General features: G+C 61.2%; 23 protein-coding genes and 1 other RNA gene. 13 read left to right on the top strand and 11 right to left on the bottom strand.

Annotated features, from left to right (window positions below):
• Positions 1–23 precede the first annotated feature (23 nt).
• Together ubiD and KZH41_RS29945 are read left to right on the top strand one after the other, a co-directional pair.
• Positions 24–1,490, top strand: coding sequence for a 4-hydroxy-3-polyprenylbenzoate decarboxylase (ubiD, locus tag KZH41_RS29950; RefSeq protein ID WP_094948788.1), 1,467 nt, complete (start codon positions 24–26; stop codon positions 1,488–1,490).
• Positions 1,490–2,458 carry a CDP-6-deoxy-delta-3,4-glucoseen reductase gene (locus KZH41_RS29945; RefSeq protein WP_263274169.1) on the top strand — a complete coding sequence of 323 codons (969 nt, stop codon included), beginning with the start codon at positions 1,490–1,492 and terminating at the stop codon, positions 2,456–2,458. The genes ubiD and KZH41_RS29945 overlap by 1 nt, the downstream gene beginning before the upstream one ends.
• 117 nt (positions 2,459–2,575) lie before the next feature.
• On the opposite strand, the gene KZH41_RS29940 is transcribed toward KZH41_RS29945, so the two are convergent.
• Positions 2,576–3,052, bottom strand: a complete 477-nt coding sequence (locus KZH41_RS29940; protein WP_094948790.1) for a sn-glycerol-3-phosphate transporter — start codon at positions 3,050–3,052, stop codon at positions 2,576–2,578.
• Positions 3,053–3,352: 300 nt separating this feature from the next.
• Between KZH41_RS29940 and KZH41_RS29935 the strand changes: the two genes are divergently transcribed.
• Together KZH41_RS29935 and KZH41_RS29930 are read left to right on the top strand one after the other, a co-directional pair.
• Positions 3,353–5,740 carry a TonB-dependent receptor plug domain-containing protein gene (locus KZH41_RS29935; protein WP_242153416.1) on the top strand — a complete coding sequence of 796 codons (2,388 nt, stop codon included), beginning with the start codon at positions 3,353–3,355 and terminating at the stop codon, positions 5,738–5,740.
• Positions 5,741–5,793: 53 nt separating this feature from the next.
• Positions 5,794–6,447 (top strand): gamma-glutamylcyclotransferase, encoded by a 654-nt coding sequence (locus KZH41_RS29930; RefSeq protein ID WP_094948792.1) that lies wholly within the window; start codon positions 5,794–5,796, stop codon positions 6,445–6,447.
• Here the strand turns inward: KZH41_RS29930 and glpT are convergent.
• Both glpT and KZH41_RS29920 read right to left on the bottom strand, forming a co-directional pair.
• Entirely contained in the window at positions 6,444–7,781 is a 1,338-nt protein-coding gene (glpT, locus tag KZH41_RS29925) for a glycerol-3-phosphate transporter (RefSeq protein ID WP_094948793.1), read from the bottom strand. The two genes, KZH41_RS29930 and glpT, sit on opposite strands and share 4 nt — an antisense overlap.
• 231 nt (positions 7,782–8,012) lie before the next feature.
• Positions 8,013–8,990 (bottom strand): NADPH:quinone oxidoreductase family protein, encoded by a 978-nt coding sequence (locus KZH41_RS29920; protein WP_094948794.1) that lies wholly within the window; start codon positions 8,988–8,990, stop codon positions 8,013–8,015.
• A 150-nt stretch (positions 8,991–9,140) separates the two neighbouring features.
• Here KZH41_RS29920 and KZH41_RS29915 point away from each other — a divergent pair, with 150 nt between their 5' ends.
• Positions 9,141–9,548, top strand: a complete 408-nt coding sequence (locus KZH41_RS29915; protein ID WP_094948795.1) for a flagellar basal body-associated protein FliL — start codon at positions 9,141–9,143, stop codon at positions 9,546–9,548.
• A 100-nt stretch (positions 9,549–9,648) separates the two neighbouring features.
• Here KZH41_RS29915 and KZH41_RS29910 read toward each other — a convergent pair whose 3' ends face one another.
• The 4 genes from KZH41_RS29910 to KZH41_RS29895 form a co-directional block, all read right to left on the bottom strand.
• The gene (locus KZH41_RS29910; RefSeq protein ID WP_159960835.1) at positions 9,649–10,767 is read right to left on the bottom strand and encodes an ABC transporter permease; all 1,119 of its coding nucleotides are present in this window, start codon (positions 10,765–10,767) and stop codon (positions 9,649–9,651) included.
• Positions 10,767–13,484, bottom strand: a complete 2,718-nt coding sequence (rbbA, locus tag KZH41_RS29905; RefSeq protein ID WP_094948797.1) for a ribosome-associated ATPase/putative transporter RbbA — start codon at positions 13,482–13,484, stop codon at positions 10,767–10,769. The genes KZH41_RS29910 and rbbA overlap by 1 nt, the downstream gene beginning before the upstream one ends.
• A complete protein-coding gene (locus tag KZH41_RS29900; protein ID WP_094948798.1) occupies positions 13,481–14,449 on the bottom strand; it encodes an HlyD family secretion protein in 969 nt (322 codons plus the stop codon). Before KZH41_RS29900 ends, rbbA begins: the two co-directional genes overlap by 4 nt.
• Before the next feature lie 141 nt (positions 14,450–14,590).
• Positions 14,591–15,040, bottom strand: a complete 450-nt coding sequence (locus tag KZH41_RS29895) for an EVE domain-containing protein (protein WP_263274168.1) — start codon at positions 15,038–15,040, stop codon at positions 14,591–14,593.
• 193 nt (positions 15,041–15,233) lie between these two features.
• Here KZH41_RS29895 and KZH41_RS29890 point away from each other — a divergent pair, with 193 nt between their 5' ends.
• Entirely contained in the window at positions 15,234–15,383 is a 150-nt protein-coding gene (locus KZH41_RS29890; RefSeq protein ID WP_010207387.1) for a hypothetical protein, read from the top strand.
• 6 nt (positions 15,384–15,389) lie between these two features.
• Here KZH41_RS29890 and KZH41_RS29885 read toward each other — a convergent pair whose 3' ends face one another.
• The 4 genes from KZH41_RS29885 to KZH41_RS29870 all read right to left on the bottom strand — a co-directional run bounded on the left by KZH41_RS29885 (position 15,390) and on the right by KZH41_RS29870 (position 16,810).
• Positions 15,390–16,019, bottom strand: a complete 630-nt coding sequence (locus KZH41_RS29885) for a 5-formyltetrahydrofolate cyclo-ligase (RefSeq protein ID WP_263275141.1) — start codon at positions 16,017–16,019, stop codon at positions 15,390–15,392.
• A gap of 58 nt (positions 16,020–16,077) precedes the next feature.
• A non-coding RNA gene (ssrS, locus tag KZH41_RS29880) (6S RNA) lies at positions 16,078–16,256 on the bottom strand.
• A gap of 30 nt (positions 16,257–16,286) precedes the next feature.
• Complete coding sequence (locus KZH41_RS29875; protein WP_003213956.1) at positions 16,287–16,604, bottom strand: cell division protein ZapA; 318 nt, start codon at positions 16,602–16,604, stop codon at positions 16,287–16,289.
• The gene (locus KZH41_RS29870; RefSeq protein ID WP_003177365.1) at positions 16,601–16,810 is read right to left on the bottom strand and encodes a TIGR02449 family protein; all 210 of its coding nucleotides are present in this window, start codon (positions 16,808–16,810) and stop codon (positions 16,601–16,603) included. Before KZH41_RS29870 ends, KZH41_RS29875 begins: the two co-directional genes overlap by 4 nt.
• 138 nt (positions 16,811–16,948) lie before the next feature.
• Between KZH41_RS29870 and KZH41_RS29865 the strand changes: the two genes are divergently transcribed.
• The 7 genes from KZH41_RS29865 to KZH41_RS29835 all read left to right on the top strand — a co-directional run bounded on the left by KZH41_RS29865 (position 16,949) and on the right by KZH41_RS29835 (position 24,844).
• Positions 16,949–17,506: a YecA family protein gene (locus KZH41_RS29865; RefSeq protein ID WP_094948801.1), complete on the top strand. Its 558-nt coding sequence runs from the start codon at positions 16,949–16,951 to the stop codon at positions 17,504–17,506.
• A gap of 20 nt (positions 17,507–17,526) precedes the next feature.
• Positions 17,527–18,849, top strand: a complete 1,323-nt coding sequence (gene pepP / locus KZH41_RS29860; protein ID WP_263274167.1) for a Xaa-Pro aminopeptidase — start codon at positions 17,527–17,529, stop codon at positions 18,847–18,849.
• Positions 18,846–20,033, top strand: coding sequence for a 2-octaprenyl-6-methoxyphenyl hydroxylase (gene ubiH, locus KZH41_RS29855; protein WP_263274166.1), 1,188 nt, complete (start codon positions 18,846–18,848; stop codon positions 20,031–20,033). The genes pepP and ubiH overlap by 4 nt, the downstream gene beginning before the upstream one ends.
• Entirely contained in the window at positions 20,026–20,511 is a 486-nt protein-coding gene (locus KZH41_RS29850) for a DUF4442 domain-containing protein (protein WP_094948804.1), read from the top strand. The genes ubiH and KZH41_RS29850 overlap by 8 nt, the downstream gene beginning before the upstream one ends.
• A 9-nt stretch (positions 20,512–20,520) precedes the next feature.
• Positions 20,521–21,738 carry a 2-octaprenyl-3-methyl-6-methoxy-1,4-benzoquinol hydroxylase gene (locus KZH41_RS29845; RefSeq protein ID WP_176462877.1) on the top strand — a complete coding sequence of 406 codons (1,218 nt, stop codon included), beginning with the start codon at positions 20,521–20,523 and terminating at the stop codon, positions 21,736–21,738.
• Between the two features lie 287 nt (positions 21,739–22,025).
• The gene (locus tag KZH41_RS29840) at positions 22,026–23,030 is read left to right on the top strand and encodes an extracellular solute-binding protein (protein WP_094948806.1); all 1,005 of its coding nucleotides are present in this window, start codon (positions 22,026–22,028) and stop codon (positions 23,028–23,030) included.
• Positions 23,031–23,227: 197 nt separating this feature from the next.
• Positions 23,228–24,844 (top strand): ABC transporter permease, encoded by a 1,617-nt coding sequence (locus KZH41_RS29835; RefSeq protein WP_263274165.1) that lies wholly within the window; start codon positions 23,228–23,230, stop codon positions 24,842–24,844.
• The last annotated feature ends 102 nt before the right edge of the window (positions 24,845–24,946 follow it).

Genomic DNA, 24,946 nt, shown 5'->3' with positions numbered 1-24,946 from the left:
CTATTTTACGGGTGGCATGGTTAATGAAATTCAAGGATCTTCGGGATTTCGTGCAGCAACTTGAGCAGCGCGGAGAGTTGAAACGCATCCAGGTGCCGGTTTCCCCGGTACTGGAAATGACTGAGATTTGCGACCGTACCCTGCGCAACAAGGGCCCGGCGCTGCTGTTCGAAAAACCGACCGGCTTTGATATCCCGGTGCTCGGCAACCTGTTCGGCACCCCGGATCGCGTCGCCTTCGGCATGGGCGCTGAATCGGTCAGCGAACTGCGCGAGATCGGCAAGCTGCTGGCCTTTCTCAAGGAGCCCGAGCCACCCAAGGGCCTGAAGGACGCCTGGTCGAAGCTGCCGATCTTCCGCAAGATCATTGCCATGGCGCCTAAAGTGGTCAAAGACGCCGTGTGCCAGGAAGTGGTCATCGAAGGCGATGACGTCGACCTGGCCATGCTCCCGGTGCAAACCTGCTGGCCCGGCGATGTCGGCCCGCTGATCACCTGGGGCCTGACCGTTACCAAAGGCCCGAACAAGGATCGTCAGAACCTCGGCATCTACCGTCAGCAAGTGATTGGCCGCAACAAGGTCATCATGCGCTGGTTGAGCCACCGTGGCGGCGCCCTGGACTTCCGTGAATGGTGCGAAAAGCACCCCGGCAAGCCATTCCCGGTGTCCGTGGCCTTGGGCGCTGACCCGGCGACCATCCTCGGCGCCGTTACGCCTGTGCCCGACAGCCTGTCCGAATACGCCTTCGCCGGCCTGTTGCGCGGCAACCGTACCGAACTGGTGAAGTGCCGCGGCAACGACCTGCAAGTGCCGGCCACTGCGGAAATCATCCTCGAAGGTGTGATTCATCCGGGCGAAATGGCCGATGAAGGCCCTTACGGCGACCACACCGGCTACTACAACGAAGTCGACAGCTTCCCGGTGTTCACCGTCGAGCGCATCACCCACCGAATCAAACCGATCTATCACAGCACCTACACCGGCCGCCCGCCGGATGAGCCGGCCATTCTCGGCGTGGCACTCAACGAAGTGTTCGTGCCGATCCTGCAAAAGCAGTTCCCGGAGATCACCGACTTCTACCTGCCGCCCGAAGGCTGCTCGTACCGCATGGCCATCGTGACCATGAAGAAGTCGTACCCAGGCCATGCCAAGCGGGTAATGCTCGGTGTGTGGTCGTTTTTGCGACAGTTCATGTACACCAAGTTCGTTATCGTCACCGACGACGACATCAATGCACGGGACTGGAACGACGTGATTTGGGCCATCACCACGCGCATGGACCCCAAGCGCGACACGGTGATGATCGACAACACGCCGATCGACTACCTCGACTTCGCTTCGCCGGTGTCGGGCCTGGGCTCGAAGATGGGCCTGGATGCTACCCACAAATGGCCGGGTGAAACCACTCGCGAGTGGGGCCGGGTGATCGTCAAGGATGAAGCCGTGACTGCTCGTGTCGATGCGATGTGGAAAGAATTGGGAATAGATTGATGCGTGTAACCCTGCAACCTTCCGGCGCGGTACTGGAACTTGTCCCTGGCGAGCGAATCCTCGAAGGCGCGCGCCGCCTGGGCTACGAGTGCCCGCAAGCGTGCCGCAATGGTGTGTGTCATGTGTGCGCGGCATTGCTGGTGGAAGGCCGGGTGCAGCAAGCCGGTGAGGTGCGTGACCATGGTGAGTTCTACACCTGCATCGCCGAGCCGCTGGAAGATTGCATCGTGTTATGGGATGGCGTGTTGGCGCCGGGAGAGTTGCCGTTGCGCAAGTTGTCGTGCCAATTGAGTGAGTGCGTGGAAGTCGGTGGCGATGTATGGCGCGTGCGCCTGCGGGCTCCGGCCGGCAAAGCGGTGCGTTACCACGCCGGGCAATACCTGATGATCGAGCGGGAGAATGGCGAAAAGTCGGCGTTCTCCCTGGCCTCGGCGGCCCACGCCGGGCGTGAGCTGGAGTTGCATGTGCTGGTCCGCGAGGACAGCGCCCGCAGCCTGATTGAGCAACTGCAGCGTAATCAGATGGCCCGCATCGAGCTGCCGTTTGGTGATACCCACCTGGCCGAGCTGCCGGACGGGCCGTTGGTGCTGATCGCCGCCGGCACCGGCATGGCGCAAATGCACAGCCTGATTGAGCATTGTCGCGCCTCTGGCTTCAAACACCCGGTGCACCTGTACTGGGGCGTGCGTCGCCCGGAAGACTTCTACGAAATCGAGCACTGGGACCAATGGAAGCAACTGCCTAACTTGTTCCTGCACAAAGTCGTCAGCGACCTGTGCGGTTGGGAAGGGCGTTGCGGGTTGCTGCATGAAGCAGTGTGCGAAGACATCAGCGACCTCAAGGCCGTGCACGTCTACGCCAGTGGTTCACCGGCGATGATCTACGGCACCTTGGATGCGCTGGTCGATGCTGGCATGGACGCGCACCAGATGCGCGCCGATGTCTTCGCCTACGCGCCGCGCCCTTAATGTGGGAGCTGGCTTGTCTGCGATAGCCATGCTGCGATAGCGGCAGTCAGTGCGACATGGGCTGGCTGACACCTCGCTATCGCAGGCAAGCCAGCCCCACACTGATAAGCGGTGCTGTCAGAAACGCACCCCCGCCGTCAGCATCGCCGCATTAAAGCCCAGCAACACCAACTCGCTGGCCACCGGGCCGAAGTTCACGCCCACCGAGGGGATGATCGCCGGTGCCACGCCAAAGCGGTTGAGGGGGATTTTGTCTCGGTACTTGCCGCGATACCCCTGAAGCGCGCCTGCAGTCACCTTCACGTAGAACGGCGAATCGCCAAGGTCGTAGCGTTTGCCTGCGTAAACGTAATATGAACGCTGGCTGAACGAGTTGCGAAAGGTCGCCCCGCCATACACCAGCCCGGACGCTTCGTTGCGTTCCAGGTTGATCAAATCCTGGTTGTTGTTGTGCTTGGGGTCCGGTGAAAAGTGCTGGGTGTAGACGCTCGTCTGGGCATACCAGAAGCCCTTATCGTCTTTGGCGGTAGCCTCAGAGGCCAAGGCGGTGGCGGCTTGTGCCATAAGCAGCAAGCCGGAATAAAAGTACTTCATGGTCCGACCTCGATAGTCGTTTGAATAGGCGGCTAATGTGGGGTCGCTAAACTTCTACAGTTTGGCGGCTAACGTCCTGCGCGGCCTGAACCTGCGCTGAAGGTTTGGTCGCCTATGCTTATGCATTTACGGTATTACTTATGTAGGAAAAATCTCCTTAAGCTATAAGCAACGGACTACCGACTATCTGCCAATAACCAATAGATGACCGCCACCGCCCGCCAGCCGGATCGATCGTATGAACTCAGAGCATTGACGTTCTGATTGTCGATTCTTGGGTTTTAAAAGGAGGGGAGCGGTATGGGGCGCTACAACAAGCACGCGCTGTACACAGCGATTTTGTCGGCTAATTTGCTGACCGCTGTGGGATTCAATCCAGTCCAGGCGGCCGAAACAGCGGCTGGCGACGCACCAAAACTCGACACCGTGATCGTCACCGGCACCCGCGCCCAAGAGCGCACCGCCAGTGCTTCGCTGTCGCCCATCGATGTGATCTCCGGCGAAACCCTGCGCAGCACCGGCTCCGATGAGCTGGGTGCGGTGTTGGCGCGCTTGATTCCGTCGATCAACTTCCCGCGCCCAAGCCTGGTGGATGGCGCCGAACTGGTGCGCCCTGCGCAGTTGCGCGGCTTGTCGCCGGACCAGGTGTTGGTGCTGGTCAACGGTAAACGTCGCCACACCAGTGCCTTCGTCAACCTCGGCGGCGCCGTGGGCCGAGGCTCGGCACCGGCGGACTTGAATGCCATCCCACTGTCGGCGGTCGATCATGTCGAAGTGCTGCGCGATGGCGCGTCCGCGCGTTATGGCTCGGATGCAATTGCCGGGGTGATCAACGTGATCCTCAAGCACGACGACCACGGCGGTTCGGTCTCGACCAAGTTCGGAGAGTACAAGAAGGGCGACGGCATCCAGCGCAATGTCAGCGGCAATACCGGGTTTGCCTTGGGCGACAACGGCTTTATCAACGTCTCCGGCGAAGGTGCCGACAACGACTACACCAACCGCGCCGGTGACGATTTGCGCCCGGGTAGCGTAGGCTCCACCACCTACGGCCAGCGCGTATTCCGTCAGGGCGAGCCGGCCACCAATGAAGGCAAGTTCCAGTTCAACTCTGAATACTCCTTCAACGATGCAGCCGAGTTCTACACCTTCGGCGGCTACAGCAAGCGGCGCGGCGAGACGGCGGCGTTCTACCGTGCGAGCAATGCGTCCAATAACATCCGCGCACTCAACCCCAATGGCTACCTGCCGCTGATCAAGGGCAACCTGGAAGACACCTCATTGGTCGTCGGCCTGCGTGGCTTGCTGGCCTACGACTGGCATTACGACCTGTCGGCCAACTACGGCAAAAACCAATACGCGTTGAGCACTGAAACCATCAACACCTCGCTGGGCCTGGCCACCCCGCGCAAGTTCGACAACGGCACCCTGAGCAACGACCAGAAACAAATCAGCCTGGACCTGTCGCGCGAATTCGACGTGGGCTTCCTGCCGTATCCGGTTTCCGTGGCGTTTGGCGGCGAATACCTACGCCAAGGCTATGAAATCGAAGCCGGTGAGCCTGCGTCCTACTACCAGACCGGCAGCTCGGGCCTGGGCGGTTTCCGTGATGCCGACGCTGGCAGCAGCTCGCGGCACAACTGGGCCCAGTACCTGGACCTGGAAACCAACTTCACCGAAAAACTCAGCGCTTCGGCCGCCGTGCGGCATGAGGACTACAGCGACTTCGGCTCCAACGTCAGCGGCTCGCTGTCGGCGCGTTATGACTTCACCCCACACGTAGCGTTGCGTGGCAGCATTTCCAACGGCTTCCGCGCGCCTTCGCTGGCCCAGCAGAACTTTGCCTACACCTCGTCACAATTGATCGGCAGCACCATTCAGGAAGCGGGCACGTTCCCGGCCAACAGCAAGGTGGCCCGCCTGCTGGGCGCTGAAGACCTGAAGGCCGAGAAGTCGCGCAACTACAGCCTTGGCCTGGTGCTGGAGCCGGCGGATGACCTGACTGTGACAGTCGACGTCTACCGCATCGACATCCGCGACCGCATCAGCCTGTCGTCCAACCTCACGCTCAACCCGGCGACAGTGGCTTACCTGCAAGCCAATGGTGTGGGCAACATCAACTACACCACCGCGCGTTACTTCACCAATGCCACCGACACCAGCACCGACGGCGTCGATCTGGTGGCCAACTATCGCTATCAGTTCGATAACGGCATCCGCTGGAACAGCACCGTGGGCTACAACTACAACCACACCAAAGTGACCGACGTGAAACCCAACCCGGCCATTCTGAACAGCCTGGGTGCCAACCTGGTGCGGGTGGACCGTCGCGAGCGCATCGGTTTGCTCGGTGACACCACGCCGCAGCACAAACTCAGCCTGGGTAACGACTTCACCTACGGCAATTGGGCGCTGCACAGCAACCTGGTGCGCTATGGTGAATTCACCAGTTACCAGGCGGACAAGGTCAACGACCAGACCTTCAAGGCGGCGTGGGTGTTGGACCTGTCGGCGGATTACAAGTTGAAGAGCTGGACCTTCACGTTGGGCGGCGACAACGTCACCGACAAATACCCGGAAAAGGTCAATGCCTACGCCAGCAGCGGCGGCAACCTCGCCTATAGCACTTTTTCGCCGTACGGTTACAGCGGCGCGTTCTATTACGGTAAAGTTGCTTACAACTGGTAATAGATTCTCGTAGCAGCATTGTGCAGTGGTAAAGGAGACCTAATCGATCCGCCATGACCGTCATTGAAACCGATCTTTTGCAATTGGCTTACCCTCCGCGGCTCGATCTGGGGCCGCAACTCACTCACGAACAGTTGATGAGCTCGATGCAGGCCACCATGGCCAAGCATAAGGGTGGGCCGGTCTGGCTATTCGCTTATGGTTCGCTGATCTGGCGACCTGAATGTTCGTCGACCTTGAGAATGCGGGCGCGAGTTCACGGTTATCACCGGGGCTTGTACCTGTGGTCCCACGAGCATCGGGGCACGCCGGAGTCACCGGGTTTGGTGTTCGGGCTGGATCGCGGGGGTTCCTGCAGCGGGTTTGCCTACCGCTTGCCGGAAGATCAGCTGGAGGCCTCGCTTTACGCCTTGTGGCAGCGCGAGATGCCTTACCCCTCTTACCGGCCGCACTGGCTCAGCTGCCGTCTGGAAGATGGCAGTCAGGTGCAGGCATTGGGGTTTGTGTTGGAGCGGCATTTGCCCAGCTATGCCGGCAACTTGCCCGACATCGTGCTTAACCACGTACTGCAAAGCGCTTGCGGGCGTTACGGCACTACTCGCGATTATGTCGAGCAGACCGTGAACGCCCTGCGTAGCCACGCCATGCCAGATAAGAATCTGGAGGCGCGGCTCAAGCGTTGTGCAAAGGATTGCTCAGGCGGTTAACGCGCTGTGCTGACGCTGTTGGTGTGCCACAGCGTTGGGATCAGGAAGGCGATCGCCAACAGGCATGCGCCCACCAGCAACACAAAACCACCATCCCAGCCGAAATGGTCAACCGTGTAGCCCATGGCTGCACTGGCTGCCACCGAACCACCCAGGTAACCGAACAAACCGGTGAAGCCCGCAGCGGTGCCAGCGGCTTTCTTCGGTGCCAGTTCCAGTGCCTGCAGGCCGATCAGCATCACTGGGCCGTAGATCAGGAAGCCGATGGAGAACAGCGCGATCATATCGACCATCGGGTTGCCTGGCGGGTTGAGCCAGTAAACCAGGGTGGCCACGGTCACTAGGGCCATGAACACGATGCCGGTCAGGCCACGGTTGCCACGGAAGATCTTGTCCGACATCCAGCCGCACAGCAGCGTGCCCGGAATACCTGCCCACTCGTAGAAGAAGTACGCCCACGAGGTTTTATCCACGTCGAAGTGCTTGGCTTCCTTGAGGTACGTCGGTGCCCAGTCGAGTACGCCGTAGCGCAGCAGGTAGACGAAGACGTTGGCGAAGGCGATGTACCACAGCATTTTGTTGCGCAGCACGTACTTGACGAAGATTTCCTTGGCGCTGAATTCGTCTTCGTGGGTGGAGTCGTAACCTTCCGGATAGTCGTTCTTGTATTCCTCAATCGGTGGTAAGCCTACCGATTGCGGGGTGTCGCGCATGGTAATGAAGGCAAACGCCGCCACCAGCAAGGCCACGGTCGCGGGCACATAGAACGCCGCGTGCCAGTCGTTGAACCACGCCATACCCAGCAAGAACAGCGGGCCGATCAGGCCGCCGCCGACGTTATGCGCCACGTTCCATACCGACACCACGCCGCCGCGTTCTTTCTGCGACCACCAGTGCACCATGGTGCGTCCGCTGGGTGGCCAGCCCATGCCTTGGGCCCAACCGTTGATGAACAGCAAAATGAACATCATGGTCACGCTGGACGTTGCCCAAGGTGCGAAACCGAAAATGAACATCACCCCGGCCGATATCAGCAGGCCGAAGGGCAGGAAGTAGCGCGGGTTGGAGCGGTCGGACACCAGGCCCATGAGGAACTTGGACAAGCCGTAGGCAATCGCGATTGCCGACATCGCCAAGCCCAGCTCACCACGGGTGTAACCCTCGTCGATCAAGTAGGGCATGGCCAGGGAGAAGTTTTTGCGCAGCAGGTAGTAGCCGGCGTAGCCGAAGAAAATACCGGCGAAAATCTGCCAGCGCAGTCGTCGGTAGGTACTGTCTATTTTTTCTTCAGGCAGAGGCGCCTGGTGTGCGGCAGGACGAAAGAAAGCAAACATTCAAGAGCTCCAAATTTCTTGTTTTGACTGCGGATGCGAATGTTACAGTTTCGTTACCGAAAATAGCATCGCCTCTTATCTGCAAACACAGGAAATCAGAGCAATTGCATGTTCTCTTATGAACATGTCGCAAATGGATAAGTGTGGGTCGGTATCAGTGCTTGAGACCTATGGAGATCAACTGTGGGAGCAGGCAAGCCAGCTCCCACAGTTGATGGCATTTCAAGTCGGTCAGCGGGTTTGGACGACAACCTTGCCCACCGCCTTGCGCTGCCCCAGGTCATTGATCGCTTGGGCAGCCTGCTCCAGCGGATACACCTTCGACACCAATGGCTTCAACTTCCCCTCGGCATACCAACTGAACAACTGCTGGAAGTTCGCCGCATTGTCCTGCGGCTGGCGCTGGGCGAACGAGCCCCAGAACACCCCGACCACCGAGGCACCTTTGAGCAGCGCCAAGTTCACCGGCAACTCGGGAATGCGCCCGCTGGCAAAACCCACCACCAACAGGCGGCCGTTCCAGGCGATGCCCCGAACGGCTTGGTCAAACAGGTCGCCGCCGACCGGGTCGTAGATGACGTCGACACCGTTGCCGTCGGTCAGGCGCTTGATTTCATCCTTGAGGCTGGCTTCGCTGTAGTTGATCAGCTCATCCGCGCCGGCCGCCTTGGCCACGGCGAGTTTGTCGGCACTGCTGGCGGCGGCGATCACCCGCGCGCCCATGGCCTTGCCGATTTCCACGGCGGCCAGGCCCACGCCACCCGAGGCTCCGAGCACCAACAGGGTTTCGCCGGGTTGCAGGTGGGCGCGTTGTTTCAGCGCATGCATCGAAGTGCCGTAGGTCATGCTGAACGCGGCGGCGGTGTTGAAATCCATGCTCGGCGGGATCGGCAGCACGTTGTAGCCCGGCACCGCGACCTGCTCGGCAAAGCTGCCCCAGCCGGTCAAGGCCATGACCCGGTCGCCGACTTTCAGGTGGCTGACCTTCTCGCCCACTTCACTGACCACGCCCGCTGCTTCGCCCCCCGGTGAAAACGGGAAGGGCGGCTTGAACTGGTATTTGCCCTCGATGATCAAGGTGTCCGGGAAATTAACCCCGGCAGCGTGCACGTCCAGCAGGATTTCGTTCTTCTTGATCGCGGGGCTGGCGATCTCTTCCAGCACCAGGGTTTCGGCGGGGCCGAAGGCTTTGCACAGCACAGCTTTCATCGGGCTATTCCTTTTGGTGTCGTGGCCGATAAGTGTAGGAGGGTACGCCCGTGGGTCAACGAGCATGCCCGGGCCTGATAAGTCGCCATAAGCTTGTGCTCAGCCTTGCTAGCGTTATGCTACCCGGCAACCGAATTTGAGGAATGAACTGTGAAAGCGTGGATCCTGTTGATGCTCGCCCTGACCTTGCCGATGGCAGCCCAGGCCGAAGAAGCAAAAGAAGGTGAGGCACCGAAGGTCAGCTATATCAGCCTGACTCCGCCGTTCGTGGGCAACTACGGGTTGGATGGCACGGCAAAACTCAAGGTATTCAAAGCCGATATCGCTCTGCGCGTGACCGGGCCGGAAGCCGCGGCGGCGGTCAAAGCCAACGATCCGCTGATTCGTAACCAGTTGGTGGCGTTGTTCACTCAGCAGACCAACGAGGCCATGAGTACGGTTGAAGGCAAGGAAAAGCTGCGCCAGGAAGCCCTGAAGCAGACTCAGCAAGTGATGAGCGACGAGACCGGCAAACCGGTGGTGGAAGACCTGCTCTTCAATAACCTGATCATCCAATAAAGCGGGCGCTTCGCGCCATCGCGGGCAAGCCCGCTCCCTCATTTGGAATGCATTCACCTGTGGGCGCGGGCTTGCCCGCGATGACGGCAGTAGATACGCCTCAAGACGCCAGGCTCTTCCTGAACCTGGCCAGCGCCACGGCAAAAAACACCAAGCCAATCCCCGCCAGCGCCAGCAAGTCCGGCCACACCACGCTCACGCCCGCATCCCTGAATAAAATCGCCGCGCTCAAACTCACAAAGTGCGTGGACGGCGAGCCCTGCATCACCCACTGCAACCACTCGGGCATGCTGTCCAGCGGCGTGCTGCCACCTGACAGCAACAGCATTGGGATGATCACCGGAATCGCCAGCAAGCCGAACTGCGGTGTCGAGCGGGCGAGGGTGGCGAGGAAGATCCCCAGCGCGGTACTCGCAAACAGGTACAGCGCCGTCACAAACAGGAACAGACTCAAGGAGCCGGCCAGCGGCACGCCGAGCAAGCCTTTGACCACCAGCTCCAGCGACAGCCACGTACACAGCACCACCACCAGCATGTTGCTCCAGATTTTCGCCAGCATGATTTCCAGCGCGGTCAGCGGCAGCACCAGCAAATGATCGAGGGTGCCGTGCTCGCGTTCGCGCAGTAGTGCGGTGCCGGTGAGCACGATGGCGAGGATGGTGATGTTGTTGACGATCTGGATCACCGCCAGGAACCAGCCGCCTTCCAGGTTGGTGTTGAACAGCGCACGGGTCGTCAGCAATGCGGGCGCCTTTTGGCTAGCGTCGGCCTGGCCGCTGTAGTTGAGCAATTCACGCTGGAAAATTCTGCCGATGTAGCCTGCGCCCATAAACGCCTGGCTCATCGCCGTCGCATCCACATTGACCTGCACACCCGGCTGGCGACCCGCCAACAAGTCGGCTTGGAAATTCGCCGGCACGTTGATCACAAAGGTGTACTCACCGCTGTCCATGACCTTGTCCAGTTGGTCGTAGGCCAGCGGCGCGGGCGGCTGAAACTCGGGAGGCTGCAACGCCTCGGCCATCTGCCGCGAGAGCGCGCTGTGGTCTTCATCGACAAACGCCACGCTGGCGTTGTGCACGCCAATCACCGAACCGGCGGCGGGCATGTAGATCGCGACCGTGAAGGCATAGGCCAGAAACAGCAGCAATACGCTGTCATGGCGCAGGCTGGTGAGTTCCTTGAGGCCCAGGCGCAGGATGTGAGCGAGCTTGTGCATCAGGCCTCCTGCTTCTTGAGCATGATCAGGCTTAACCCGGTGAACCCGACAAAAAAGCCGAACAGCGCCAGGCATTGCGGCCACAGCTGGCGCAGGTCCAGGGCCTTGGTGAAGGTGCCCACGGCGATGTCCAGAAAGTGCCCCGCCGGAAACAGCATGCCCATCCATGCGGCCGCGCCTTCCAGGGATGAGCGCGGCACGATCAGCCCGGAGAATTGGATGGTCGGCAGGCTGGTGATGATCATGGTGCCGAGGATTGCCGCGATCTGGGTGCGGGTGAATGCCGAAATCAACAAGCCCATGCTGGTGGTGGCCAGCACATACAACAGGCCGCCGACTGCCAGCGCCAAGGCGCTACCCTTGAACGGTACACCGAACAGCCAGCGGTTCATCGCCACCAGCAGTGCCAGGTTGACCAAACTCACGGCCAAGTACGGCGCCTGTTTGCCCAGCAGGAATTCCAGGCGGGTCAGGGGCGTGGCATAGAAGTTGGTGATCGAACCCAGCTCCTTTTCGCGCACGATGCCCAGGGCGGTGAGCATCGCCGGGATAAACGCCAGGATCAGCGCCATCACGCCCGGGCCGATGGCATTTACGCTGACCACGTCCTGGTTATAGCGAAAGCGCGTTTCCAGCTTGGCGGCGGCTTGGCTGCTGCGGGGCACGCTGCTCAATTCGGCCAGTTGCGCAAGATTGCCTTGGTGCACGGCCTCCACGTAATTGCGGCTGGTTTCCGCGCGAAACGGCATGCCGCCGTCGATCCACGCCGCTACCGTGGGTTGGCGACCGGCGTACAGGTCACGGCCAAAGCCCGGCGGGATTTCCAGGGCCAATTTGATTTCCGAGCGTTGCAGGCGTCGGTGCAGTTCGGTCGCGTCGCGGATGGGCGCCTGTTCGGCGAAGTAGCGCGAACTGCGGAAGGCTTCTAAGTAAGCGCGACTTTGTGGGGTCTGGTCCTGGTCGTAGACGGCGAAGGCGAGGTTTTCCACGTCCAGGGAAATGCCGTAGCCGAAGATCACCATCATAAACATCGCCCCGAGCAGGGCGAAGGCCATGCGCACTTTGTCGCGCAGCAGCTCTTTGCCTTCGCGGCTGGCGACCGCCAATAGCCGAGACACGCTGAAGCCACGTTTGCTCACGGGCGGCGCGCTGGTTTCGCTGACGGTAGCGCTGGGCGTGGCAGGTTCGGCTTCGCCTTGGGCCTGCTCCAGGCAGGTAACGAAGGCGGCTTCCAACGTGTCGCCGTGGAATTGCTGTTGCAGTGCCTCGGGTGTGTCGCAAGCCAGCACCTTGCCTGCATGCATCAGCGAGATGCGGTCGCAGCGCTGGGCTTCGTTCATGAAGTGGGTGGACAGGAAGATCGTTACGCCTTGCTCGCGGGACAGTTCAATCAGCAGCCGCCAGAAATCATCCCGTGCTGCCGGGTCAACGCCCGAGGTGGGTTCATCGAGGATCAGCACTTCCGGGCGGTGCAGCACCGCCACGGCCAATGACAGGCGCTGGCGCAGGCCGAGGGGCAATTCGCCGGAAGGCTGCTCGGCCACCTCGCCGAGGTCGAAGCGCTGAATCAACTCGTCGATACGCAGGCCGCTGTCAGCCTTGGGTAAGTCGAACAGTTGCGCGTGCAGCACCAGGTTCTGGCGCACGCTGAGTTCGCCGTACAGCGAGAAACTTTGCGACATGAACCCCACACGCTTGCGGGTCGCCAGATCCTTGGCGTTCACCGGGTTGCCGAGCAGCGTGGCACTGCCTTCGGTGGCCGGCATCAGCCCGGTAAGGACTTTCATGGTGGTGGTCTTGCCGCAGCCGTTGGAGCCGAGAAAGCCAAAAATCTCGCCGCGGCCGATGGCGAAGCTGACGGTGTTTACTGCCGTGAAATCACCAAAACGCAGCGTCAGGTCGTGGGCTTCGATGGCGATATCGGTGTTGCCGCTTTCGCGCGGGGGGATCACCAGTGGCTGATTGTTGTGGGCGCTGTCGCCCTGGAAATGGGTAAAGGCTTCATCGAGTTTGCCGCTGGGTGTGGCGGCCGCCAGTTCGCTGCTCAAGCCATCGGCAATGAGTTTGCCGCGATCGAGCATCAGGCAATGTTCGAACTGTTCGGCTTCTTCCATGTAGGCCGTAGCCACCAGTAGCGTCAGTTGCGGGCGCTCTCGGCGTACGCTGTCGACCAACTCCCAGAAGCGTCGGCGCGACAGTGGGTCGACGCCGGTGGTGGGTTCGTCGAGGATCAGCAGGTCCGGGTCGTGGATCAGCGCGCAGCACAGGCCGAGCTTTTGTTTCATGCCGCCGGACAACTTGCCGGCCGGCCGCTCGGCGAAGCGCGCAAGGTCGGTGGCCAGCAACAGGTTGTGCATGCGCTGCTCGCAGTCAGCTTTCGACAGGCCGAACAGTGTGGCGAAGAAGCGGATGTTTTCGCTGATGGACAATTCGGGATACAAGTTGCCGCCCAGGCCTTGAGGCATGAAGGCAATGCGCGGGTACAGGCTGTTGCGGTGACGGCGGTCTTCGATGGAACCGCCGAGCACTTCCAGCTGCCCGACTTGAAGCTTTTTAACCCCGGCGATCAACCCCAGCAGGCTCGACTTGCCCGCGCCATCCGGGCCGATCAGCCCGCAGCGAGTGCCGGCGGGCAAGCTGAAGGCGATGTCGACCAGTGCCTGTTGCTTGCCGTAGCGGTGGTTGATACCCGTGGCGTGCAGCGCCAGGCCGGTCATTGCAGGTTGGCCGGCCAGTCGATATCAGCCGTGCGCACGTAGCCGGCGCCGGGCATGCCCGGTTTGGCTTGCGGTACAGCACTGGGTTGAGTCAGGCGTAGTTTGACGCGGAACACCAGCTTCTGGCGTTCGTCGCGGGTTTCCACTTCCTTGGGCGTGAACTGCGATTTGGCGGCGACAAAGCTGATTTTGGCCGGCAACGGTTGCTGGGGCAGGGCGTCGAGCAGGATGCGCGCATCACTGCCGACGGTCAGGCGACCGGTGACGGAGGCGGGCAGGTAGAGGTTCATGTACTGGTCATTCGGATCAATCAGCAGCAACACGCGGCCGCCCGCGCCGAGCACTTCACCCGGCTCGGCCAGGCGTAATTGAATAATGCCGTCGATGGGCGCGCGCAGGCTGCTGTCGTCGATTTCGCTGGTGAGCTGGGCCACTTGGGCCACGGCGGCGCCGATGGCGGCCTTCACCGAGTTGACCTGGGCTTGCGCGGCAACCACGGCAGCATTGCCGGTGTTCTGGCGCGCTTGTTGTTGGTCGATCAACTGGCTGCTGGCGAAGCCGCGCCGGTACAGCTCTTGGGTGCGCTTGAGTTCCTGATTGGCCAGCAGTTGTTCGCTCTGGCGCAACTGCACGTTGGCCTCGGCGGCGGCGAAGTTTTCTTTGGCACGCAGCACTTCGGCTTCGGCCTGGGCGCGCTGGGCTTCGAGGGTGCGGGTGTCCATGCGCGCGAGCAATTGGCCCTTGAGCACCTTGTCGCCTTCATCCACGCGCACTTCGGCCAGGCGCCCGGGTATCTTGGCGGCGATCTGCACTTCGGTGGATTCCAGGCGGCCGTTGCCCATGCTCAAACCTTCGGGCAGGCGGTCCTGGGTCGATCGCCAGTAACCGAAGCCACCGGCGCCCAGCAGCAGCACGATCAGGGCGATGGCGAAAAGGCGCGACATAGTAGGGTGGTTCGTTGACATGGCTGCATCCTGCGGCATTAGCATCCTAGTTTGACCGGTATCGCCCCGAGGGCCGTTGATACGGGTCAACTGAAGCGCAAGCCTAACCCGCTTGGCACGTAGATGCATGCACCAGAAGTGTGACCGCAGGGTTCTGCCTGTTCAGCGCAGGGCAAGTACCGCCGCCCATTGATCGGCCGTCACCGGCATTACGGATAACCGGCTGCCTTTTTGCACCAGCGGCAACTCGGCCAGTGCCGTTTGTTGTTTCAGGTAGCCCAGGCCCAGCACCTTTGAAAACGTCTCGGCGTGCGCCACGTTGATCGCACTCCACGGATTTTTCTCCGGGCTGGCCTTGGCGTCGAAATAGTGGCTATCCGGTTCCAGCGCGGTGGGGTCCGGATAGGCGGCTTCGATGATTTTGCCAATGCCGGCAATGCCTGGTTCGGGGCAACTGGAGTGGTAGAAGAAGAACTCATCACCCACGGCCATTGCGCGTAGGAAATTGCGCGCCTGATAGTTACGCACCCCGTCCCAACGGGCTTCGCCGAGCTTTTCAAGACCCGTGATGGACAGTTCATCGGGCTCGGATTTCATCAGCCAGTAGGCCATTTTTGGGCTCCTGAAAAAGGCATTGGGCAAGTTGTCCGGCAATTCCATGACAAACCGACAGTCGGTTGGCGTCAAGGTTTGCGTGTTGGTTCACGTTACCGCAGAATGCCCGCTTTTAAGCTTGACGCAGCTGCAACGGACTACATTGGAACGTTGTTGTCATCGTGTACGAGTGCCTGAAGGGGGGCAATCGATGCAACGTAAACCGGATTTACTATGGATTTTGGTTATTTTGTTTGGTCTGGGCGTCGTGACCACCGGGTATGCCCAGAGCTTGTGGTCGAACAAGACGGATGCACCTGTTGAGCTGGCTCAGCAGCAGCCACAACCGTTCAAGCGTTAAAACTATTCAAGACGTCGCTGGTTCCAGCGACGTTTCTGCGACATACCAGTGCTTATCGGTGATGGTGCCCGCCAACGGCACGTCCCAGCTCGCCTGCGCCAAGCGCTTGACCTTCTGACATTCATGGGCCAGCCCCAGCAGCGTCGGCTTGCGCCAGCTCTGGCGCCTGGCGAGGTAGGCCAGGCTGCGGTCGTAAAAGCCGCCGCCCATGCCCAATCTTCCGCCCCCATCGTCGAACCCCACCAGCGGCAGCAACACCAGATCGAGTGCCCAGACTTGGCGCTGGCGATTGGCGTTCACTCGCGGTTCTAGGATGCGAAAACGGTTGGGCAGCAACTTATCCCCAGGCCGCACGCGCTGGAACACCATCTTGGTTCGCGGCCAGGCGCTGAGTACCGGCAGATAGGTAGCCTTGCCCCGGCGCTGAGCGGCGCGCAGCAGCAGGCGCGGATCGATTTCACCGTCCGTCGGTAGGTATAAAGAAATATGCTTGGCCCGGCGAAACAGCGGGTGCTGTGCCAGTTGCCGATACAGGCCTTGGGCGGCCTGGCGCTGCTCGCTCGGCGTGAGGGCGCGGCGGGCTTTGCGCAACATGCGTCGAAGTTGCGGACGGGAAAGCGGCGCAGGTTCGGTCATGGTTTTTCGGCTCATAAAACAATGCCAGTCCTAAGACTGGCATTGAGTTTGGGAATTCAGGCTCCCCGACAGAGCCGCTGTCGACTTAGCCCTTGAACCCGAAAGTTCAAGGTGGAAGATGCAGTAGGCTTTAAGGCTTTCCGTCTAGCGGACATGCACACCAGCCCAACGTGCAACTTCCAGGGTAGTGCGAATCGGCTCAGGGACATCGCCGACTGGCAAACACGCCAGGGAGTGGGGCGAGTATACCTTAAACAGACTCGGCAATCAGCCCTTGGGTGGCTCTGGATCGGTAGAAAGTACCAGATCAACCCGCTCCAGCAGGTCACGCACTTGCTCGCGCGTCGAGCCACTGGCCTGCACGTCAGGCCGCTCCTGCTTATGCAGCAAATCGTGGGTAATGTTCAGTGCGGCCATCACAGCGATACGATCGGCGCCGATAACTTTGCCGCTGCTGCGGATTTCACGCATCTTGCCATCCAGGTAGCGGGCAGCACTCACCAGGTTGCTGCGTTCTTCCTGGGGGCAGATGATCGAATATTCTTTGTCGAGGATCTGCACGGTAACGCTATTGCTTGAACTCATGAGTCTTGCTCCAGGGCCTTCAGGCGCGAAATCATCGATTCGACCTTACGCCGGGCGATTTCGTTTTTTTCAATGAGGTGCGCGCGTTCCTCGCGCCAGGTCTTTTCCTGAGCTAATAGGAGTCCGTTTTGACTCTTAAGTTGCTCGACCCGATCAATTAGCAGCTCGAGTCTGGCCATCAGCGCTTGCAGGTCGGTGTCTTCCATTGGGTTCCACTGGATTTGTCTGATGAATGGCAGCTGCAGGATAAACGATCTGACGCCCTCGATAGTCTTGGTACGTCTGCCGGTGCTAGGATACAGCGCTTCATTCTAGACATTGCGCCGTCTGGCGCCTAGCTCACCATGCCTATTCAGAACTCCCCGTACGATGCTTTTTCCAAACTGCTGAGCACCAGCGGTCATCCTTGCTCGCCTGCCGAACTGCACGGCGTGCTGTTGGGCCGCAGTTGCACCGGTGTTGGCTTTGATGCTGACAACTGGCTGGCTGATGTGGCCGAGCTGCTCGAAACCGAGCCGACCGAGAACGTGCGTAACGCGCTGATCGGCCTGCAAGAGATGGTCAAAGGCGAGCTGACCGGTGACGACGTCACCGTAGTCCTGCTGTTGCCGACCGACGACGCGCCGCTCGCCGAACGCGCTGCCGCGCTGGGCCAATGGTGCCAGGGTTTCCTCCACGGTTTCGGCGTGAACGCCGGCGGCCTGGAGCTGAGCACCGACGCCAAGGAAGTGCTGCAGGACCTGGCGGCGATCTCCCAGGTGCAAGACGCCTTGGAAGAATCCGAAGACGGTGAAGGCGACTACATGGAAGTGATGGAATACCTGCGCGTCGCGCCGCTGCTGCTGTTCACCGAGACCAAAAAATCCGCTGAGCCAGCCGCAGCCAAGCCGTCGCTGCATTAAGAAAGGAAGCCCATCTGCCCATGATCCATATCCCGAAAGCGGAATACACCCGTCGCCGCAAGGCGCTCATGGCGCAGATGGAACCCAATAGCATCGCAATCCTGCCGGCTGCCGCCGTGGCGATCCGCAACCGTGATGTCGAGCACGTCTACCGCCAAGACAGCGACTTCCAGTACCTGAGCGGCTTCCCCGAACCGCAAGCGGTGATCGTGCTGATGCCCGGTCGCCAACATGGCGAGTACGTGCTGTTCTGCCGCGAGCGCAATGCCGAACGCGAATTGTGGGACGGCCTGCGTGCCGGTACCGAAGGCGCGATCCGTGACTTTGGTGCCGACGATGCGTTCCCCATCACCGATATCGACGACATCCTGCCCGGCCTGATCGAAGGTCGCGACCGGGTGTACTCGGCTATGGGCAGCAACGCCGAATTCGACCGGCATGTGATGGAGTGGATCAACGTGATCCGCTCTAAAGCGCACCTGGGCGCCCAGCCGCCGAATGAATTTGTTGCCCTGGATCACCTGCTCCACGACATGCGCCTGTATAAATCGGCGGCAGAAGTGAAGGTGATGCGCGAGGCCGCACGAATTTCCTGCGCCGCCCACGTGAAGGCGATGCAGGCCAGCCGCGCGGGGTTGCATGAATTCAGCCTGGAAGCCGAGCTGGATTACGAATTCCGCAAGGGCGGCGCGAAAATGCCCGCCTATGGCTCCATCGTCGCCGCCGGGCGCAATAGCTGCATCCTGCATTACCAGCAGAATGACGCGGTGCTCAAGGACGGCGACCTGGTGCTGATCGACGCCGGTTGCGAGATCGACTGCTACGCCAGCGACATCACCCGCACCTGGCCGGTTAACGGCACTTTTTCGCCCGAGCAGAAGGCGATCTACGAGATTGTGCTGGCCTCCCAGGAAGCCGCTTTTGCCGAGATCGCGCCGAACAAACATTGGAACCAAGCCCACGAGGCGACGGTGCGCGTCATCACCGCCGGGCTGGTGAAGCTGGGGTTGCTGCAAGGCGACGTCGACGAGCTGATCGCCGGCGAAGCCTATCGCGCCTTTTATATGCACCGCGCCGGCCATTGGCTGGGCATGGATGTGCATGATGTGGGCGAGTACAAGGTGGGCGGTGAATGGCGGGTGCTGGAAGTCGGCATGGCGTTGACCGTGGAACCTGGCATCTATATTTCGCCCGACAACCAGAACGTGGCGAAGAAATGGCGTGGCATTGGCGTACGCATCGAGGACGACGTGGTAGTGACCAAGCAAGGCTGTGAAATTTTGACCGGCGGCGTGCCCAAGACCGTCGCCGAGATCGAAGCGCTGATGGCGGCTGCCCGATGAGCCGGGTCAACGTGGCGATTATCGGCGGCGGTCTGGTGGGCGCCAGCCTGGCGTTGGCGTTGCAGGCGGGTGCCAAGGCGCTCGGCTGGAAGATCGTGCTGATCGAACCGTTCGCGCCGGGTGACAGTTACCAGCCGAGCTATGACGCGCGCTCTTCGGCGTTGTCCTACGGCGCTCGGCAGATTTATCAGCGCTTGGGCCTGTGGCAGGACATTTCCCGCCGCGCCGAGCCGATCAAACAGATTCACGTGTCGGACCGTGGCCGCTTCTCCACTGCGCGCCTGTCTGCTATGGAGGAGGGTGTGCCGGCCCTCGGCTATGTGGTGGAAAACGCCTGGCTCGGCCAATGCCTGTGGAAAGGCCTGGACAAAGACGTGGTCAGTTGGCGTTGCCCGGCGGAAGTCACCCGCATGGAGCCGCTGGCCGATGGCTATCGCCTGACCCTCAACGATGAAACCGTGCTGGAATGCGACCTCGCGGTATTGGCCGATGGCGGTCGCTCCGGTTTGCGCGAGCAATTGGGCGTCGGTGTGAAAACCCGGCCCTACAACCAGAGCGCGTTGATCGCCAACATCACCCCAAGCGAAGCCCACAATGGCGAGGCCTTCGAGCGTTTCACCGATGAGGGCCCCATGGCCCTGCTGCCGCTGCCGGACAACCGCTGCGCGCTGGTGTGGACGCGCATCGGCATGGACGCCCAGCGCCTGGCCAACCTTGATGAGCGCAGCTTCCTCAGCGAATTACAGGGCGTGTTCGGCTATCGCCTGGGCACGTTGAAGCAAGTCGGCGCGCGGCACCTGTACCCGCTGACGCTGGTGGAGGCCGAAGAACAAGTACGCTCGCACCTGGCCATCCTCGGTAATGCCGCCCACAGCCTGCACCCGATTGCCGGGCAGGGTTTCAATTTGTCCCTGCGCGATGCCAACGCCTTGGCCGAAGCCTTGCTGGCCGGGCCTGAGGTGCCGGGCGATTTGGCAACCTTGGAACGCTATCGCGAGCGCCAACGCCTGGATCAGAAATTGACCGTAGGTTTCTCCGATCAAGTCACGCGGCTGTTTGGCAGTGCTCAACCGTTGGTGGCCTTGGGCCGTAACATGGGCTTGCTGGGCCTGGATTTGTTACCGCCGGCCAAACGCTGGTTCGCCCGTCAGGCCATGGGCCTGGGCACGCGCCCCGATGCGTAACTGGCTGACCCGACGCCTGGGCAAGGCGCGGCTGTTGCGCTGGGCTCTGTCCTTGTACCCGCCGTACCTGGGCGCTGGAATCCGGGTGCAGGCACTCAGTGCGGATTTGCGCTATGCCAAGGTGCGCATGGGCCTGGGCTGGTACAACCGCAATTACGTCGGCACGCAATTCGGCGGCAGCCTGTATTCGATGGTCGACCCGTTCTACATGCTCTTGTTGATGGAAAACCTGGGCCGCGACTACATCGTCTGGGACAAAGCCGCGAGCATCGACTTCGTGTCGCCGGGCAAAGGCCCGGTGTACGCCGAATTTTCCATCGACGAGGCCTTGCTGGACGAGATTCGCAGGCAGACCGAAGGTGGCGAGAAGTACTTGCCCCACCTCAAAGTACAGATTCATGACGGCTCCGGCACCTTGGTGGCGCGGGTCGAAAAAACCCTTTACGTGCGGCGCAAGCCGCCAGCAAAGCAGGCTTAAAGCATGGACATGCGCGCAGATGTGCTGATTGTCGGGGCCGGAATGGTCGGGAGCGCCCTGGCGCTGGCGTTGCAGGGCAGTGGCCTGCAGGTGCTGCTGCTGGACGGCAGCCCGCTGAGCGTCAAACCGTTCGACCAGGATGCGGCCTTCGAACCCCGCGTGAGCGCCTTGTCGGCCGCCAGCCAGCGCATCCTCGAGCGCCTCGGCGTGTGGGACGGCATCGTGTCGCGACGCGCCAGCCCTTATGGCGAGATGCAGGTGTGGGACGGCAGCGGCACCGGGCAGATCCACTTTTCGGCGGCCAGCGTGCATGCCGAAGTGCTTGGGCATATCGTCGAGAACCGTGTGGTTCAGGATGCCTTGCTCGACCGCCTGCACGACTGCGACCTGGGCCTGCTGGCCAACGCGCGCTTGGAACAGATGCGCCGCTCCGGCGATGACTGGCTGCTGACCCTGGCCGATGGGCGCAAATTGCGCGCGCCGCTGGTGGTGGCCGCCGACGGCGCCAATTCCGCCGTGCGCCGCCTGACCGGCACCACGACCCGCGAATGGGATTACCTGCATAACGCCATCGTCACCAGCGTGCGCAGCAGCCAACCGCACCAGCGCACGGCCTGGCAGCGCTTTACCGATACCGGCCCGCTGGCATTCCTGCCGCTGGTACGCGATGGGCAAGAGGACTGGTGCTCAATCGTCTGGTCGACCACGCCGGCGGAATCCGAACGCCTGATGGCGCTGGATGACGAAAATTTCTGCCGTGAACTGGAGCGCGCCTTTGAAGGGCGACTCGGTACGGTGATCAGCGCCGACCCGCGTGTCTGTGTGCCGTTGCGCCAGCGCCACGCCAAACGCTACGTGGCCGAAGGCCTGGCGTTGATCGGTGATGCGGCCCATGTGATCCACCCGTTAGCGGGCCAGGGCGTTAACCTGGGCTTCCTCGATGCGGCGGTGCTGGCCGAAGTGCTGTTGGCGGCGACCGAGCGCGGCGAGCGCCTGGCGGATGTGAAGGTGCTGAGCCGTTACGAGCGTCGGCGCATGCCGTATAACCTCGCGCTGATGGCGGCGATGGAAGGCTTTGAACGGTTGTTCCAGGCTGACCAGCTGCCATTGCGCTGGTTGCGCAATGCCGGGTTGAAAATGGTCGACCAGATGCCGGAAGCCAAAGCCATCTTCGTGCGCCAGGCCTTGGGCCTGACTGGCGATCTCCCGGAGCTGGCCAAGCCCTGAACTTGAAATGCGATCGTCTGTGGGAGCGGGCTTGCCCGCGATGAGCATAGGTCTCTACACAGCTTTCAAAGGCCGCCACAATCCTCCGTGGCGAGCCCGCTCTTCACAAAAGCTCGCCTGCTAGAGATTTTGCGTTCACCAGCAGTTGTGTAGATACCTATGCCGCGATGAGGCCATCAGCCTCACGTAAATCGCGGCCATGCAACATCTGGTAACGCCTCCACCGAGCGCCACTAAATGTGAGTCCCTATCATTTGCTTTCCATTTGCATATGAGAGACCGCACCCATGTTGGCACCCAAACGCCTCCTGACTGCCCTGGCACTCACCCTCATCGGCAGCACCACCGTGCAGGCAGCCGACGAAGTCGTGGTCTACTCCTCGCGCATCGACGAACTGATCAAGCCGGTGTTCGACGCCTACACCCAGAAAACCGGCGTACAGGTGAAGTTCATCACCGACAAGGAAGCCCCGCTGATGCAGCGGATCAAGGCCGAAGGCGAAAACGCCACCGCCGACCTGCTGCTCACCGTCGACGCCGGTAACCTCTGGCAGGCCGAGCAAATGGGCATCCTGCAGCCGTTCACCTCGGCGGTAATCGACAAGAACATTCCTCTGCAATATCGCTCTTCAAAGCATGCCTGGACCGGCTTGAGCTTGCGCGCGCGGACCATCGCCTATTCCACCGACCGGGTAAAACCGGGTGACCTGACCACTTACGAAGCCCTGGCCGACAAGCAATGGGAAGGCCGCCTGTGCCTGCGCACGGCGAAGAAGGTCTACAACCAGTCGCTGACTGCCACCCTGATCGAAACCCACGGCGCGGCCAAGACCGAAGAAATCGTCAAAGGCTGGGTCAATAACCTGTCCACCGACGTGTTCTCCGATGACATCGCCGTGCTCGAAGCCATCAACGCCGGGCAGTGCGACGTGGGTATCGTTAACACTTACTACTACGGCCGCCTGCACAAGCAGAAGCCGGACCTGGCGGTGAAGCTGTTCTGGCCGAACCAGGGCGACCGTGGCGTGCATGTGAACCTGTCGGGCATTGGTCTCACCAAGCATGCGCCACACCCGGAAGCCGCCAAGGCGTTGGTGGAATGGATGACCACGCCTGAGGCGCAGAAAATATTTGCCGATGTGAACCAGGAATTCCCGGCCAACCCGGCCGTGCCGCCATCGGCGGAAGTGGCGACCTGGGGCAAGTTCGTGGCCGATACACTGCCGGTGGAAGTGGCCGGTAAGCGTCAGGCGGAGGCCATTCGCTTGATGGATCGCGCTGGCTGGAACTAAGTACAATTTGTAAGACGCCGCCGATCTAGAATGTGGGAGCCGGGCTTGCCCGCGATGCAGGCACCTCGGTGTGTCAGTCACACCGAGGTGATGCTATCGCAGCGGTGCGACGATTCGACAAGCCCGCTCCCACGCCAGCCCGCTCCCACATTGGTTGGTGGTGTTTTCAAGACAACTGACACTCTGAGAGTTTTTCCTTGGCCCACCCCGCCCAACGTCGCTGGTACCTGCCGGTCTTCACCGTCGCCGCATTGGTGCTGCTGCCGCTGAGCGTGCTGTTGCTGTCCTGGCAAAGCATCGATCAACAGATCTGGTCCCACCTGTGGGAAACCCAGATGCCGCGCCTGTTGAGCAACACCCTGACCCTGGTGTTGGGCGTCGGTGTCGGCGTGACACTGTTGGGCGTGAGCCTGGCCTGGTTGACCAGCCTGTGCGAGTTCCCCGGGCGGCGCTGGCTCGACTGGGCGTTGATGCTGCCTTTCGCGATTCCCGCCTACGTGCTGGCCTTTGTGTTTGTCGGCCTGTTGGATTTCGCAGGCCCGGTGCAAACCCTGCTGCGTGAATGGTTCGGCAGCGGCTTGCGTCTGCCACGTGTGCGCTCCACCAGCGGCGTCATCATCGTGTTGGTGCTGGTGTTCTATCCCTATGTCTACCTGCTGGCGCGCACTGCGTTCTTGGCTCAGGGCAAAGGCTTGATGGAGGCGGCACGGGTGCTTGGCCAATCGCCATGGCAGGCGTTCTGGCGTGTGGCGCTGCCCATGGCACGGCCGGCGATTGGTGCTGGCGTAGCCTTGGCGCTGATGGAAACCCTGGCGGATTTCGGCGCCGTCTCGGTATTCAATTTCGACACCTTCACCACGGCCATCTACAAGACGTGGTACGGCTTTTTCAGCCTGTCCAGCGCCGCCCAACTGGCCAGCCTGTTGCTGCTGGTGGTGATGTTGGTGCTCTACGGCGAACGGCGTGCTCGCGGAGCCAGCCGCCCGAGCAATGAGCGGCCACGGGGCAAGGCGTTGTACCACTTGCGCGGGTTCAAGGCCGCAGCGGCCAGTACCTGGTGTGGCTTGGTGTTCGCGTGCGCCTTTGTCATCCCCATGCTGCAACTGGTCGTCTGGTTTTGGCAGCGCGGCCGGTTTGACCTGGATGAGCGCTATAGCGGCCTGATCGTCCACACCCTCTACCTGGGCGGCATCGCCGCGCTGATCACGGTCAGCGTTGCGCTGATATTGGCGTTTGCCAACCGTCTGGCGCCGACCCGGGCGATTCGCTCTGGTATCAGCCTGGCTAATGTCGGTTATGCCTTGCCGGGCTCGGTGTTGGCGGTGTCGATCATGCTGGCGTTCAGCTACCTGGACCGTGAGCTGGTGGTGCCGTTGTCGGGTTGGCTCGGCGGTGCGGGCAAGCCCTTGTTGCTCGGCAGCCTGTCGGCGTTGGTGCTGGCGTATTTGGTGCGTTTCCTGGCGGTGGCCTATGGGCCGTTGGAAAACAGCCTGGCGCGAATCCGGCCCTCTTTACCGGAAGCGGCGCGCAGCCTTGGCGTGAGTGGGCCACGACTGTTTTGCAAAGTGTATCTGCCACTGCTGTTGCCCGGGACGTTGAGCGCGGCGCTGCTGGTGTTCGTCGATGTGCTCAAGGAAATGCCCGCGACCCTGCTGATGCGCCCGTTTGGCTGGGACACCCTGGCGGTGCGGATTTTTGAAATGACCAGCGAAGGCGAGTGGGCGCGTGCATCGTTGCCGGCGCTGACACTGGTATTGGTGGGGCTGTTGCCGGTAATCGGGCTGATCCGGCGCTCTGCCCGGCAAATCGCTTAGGTGCCAGTCCTACGGCTTACGGCTACAATGCGCGGCATTCGGTGCGCTCCGTCTTTCGGAGCGAGTCGCTGTATGTCACTGCAGGCCTTGTAATACGGGGTT

This window comes from Pseudomonas sp. YeP6b (assembly GCF_025642995.1).
Lineage (GTDB): Bacteria > Pseudomonadota > Gammaproteobacteria > Pseudomonadales > Pseudomonadaceae > Aquipseudomonas.
This window is presented reverse-complemented; position numbering and strand designations above follow the sequence as displayed.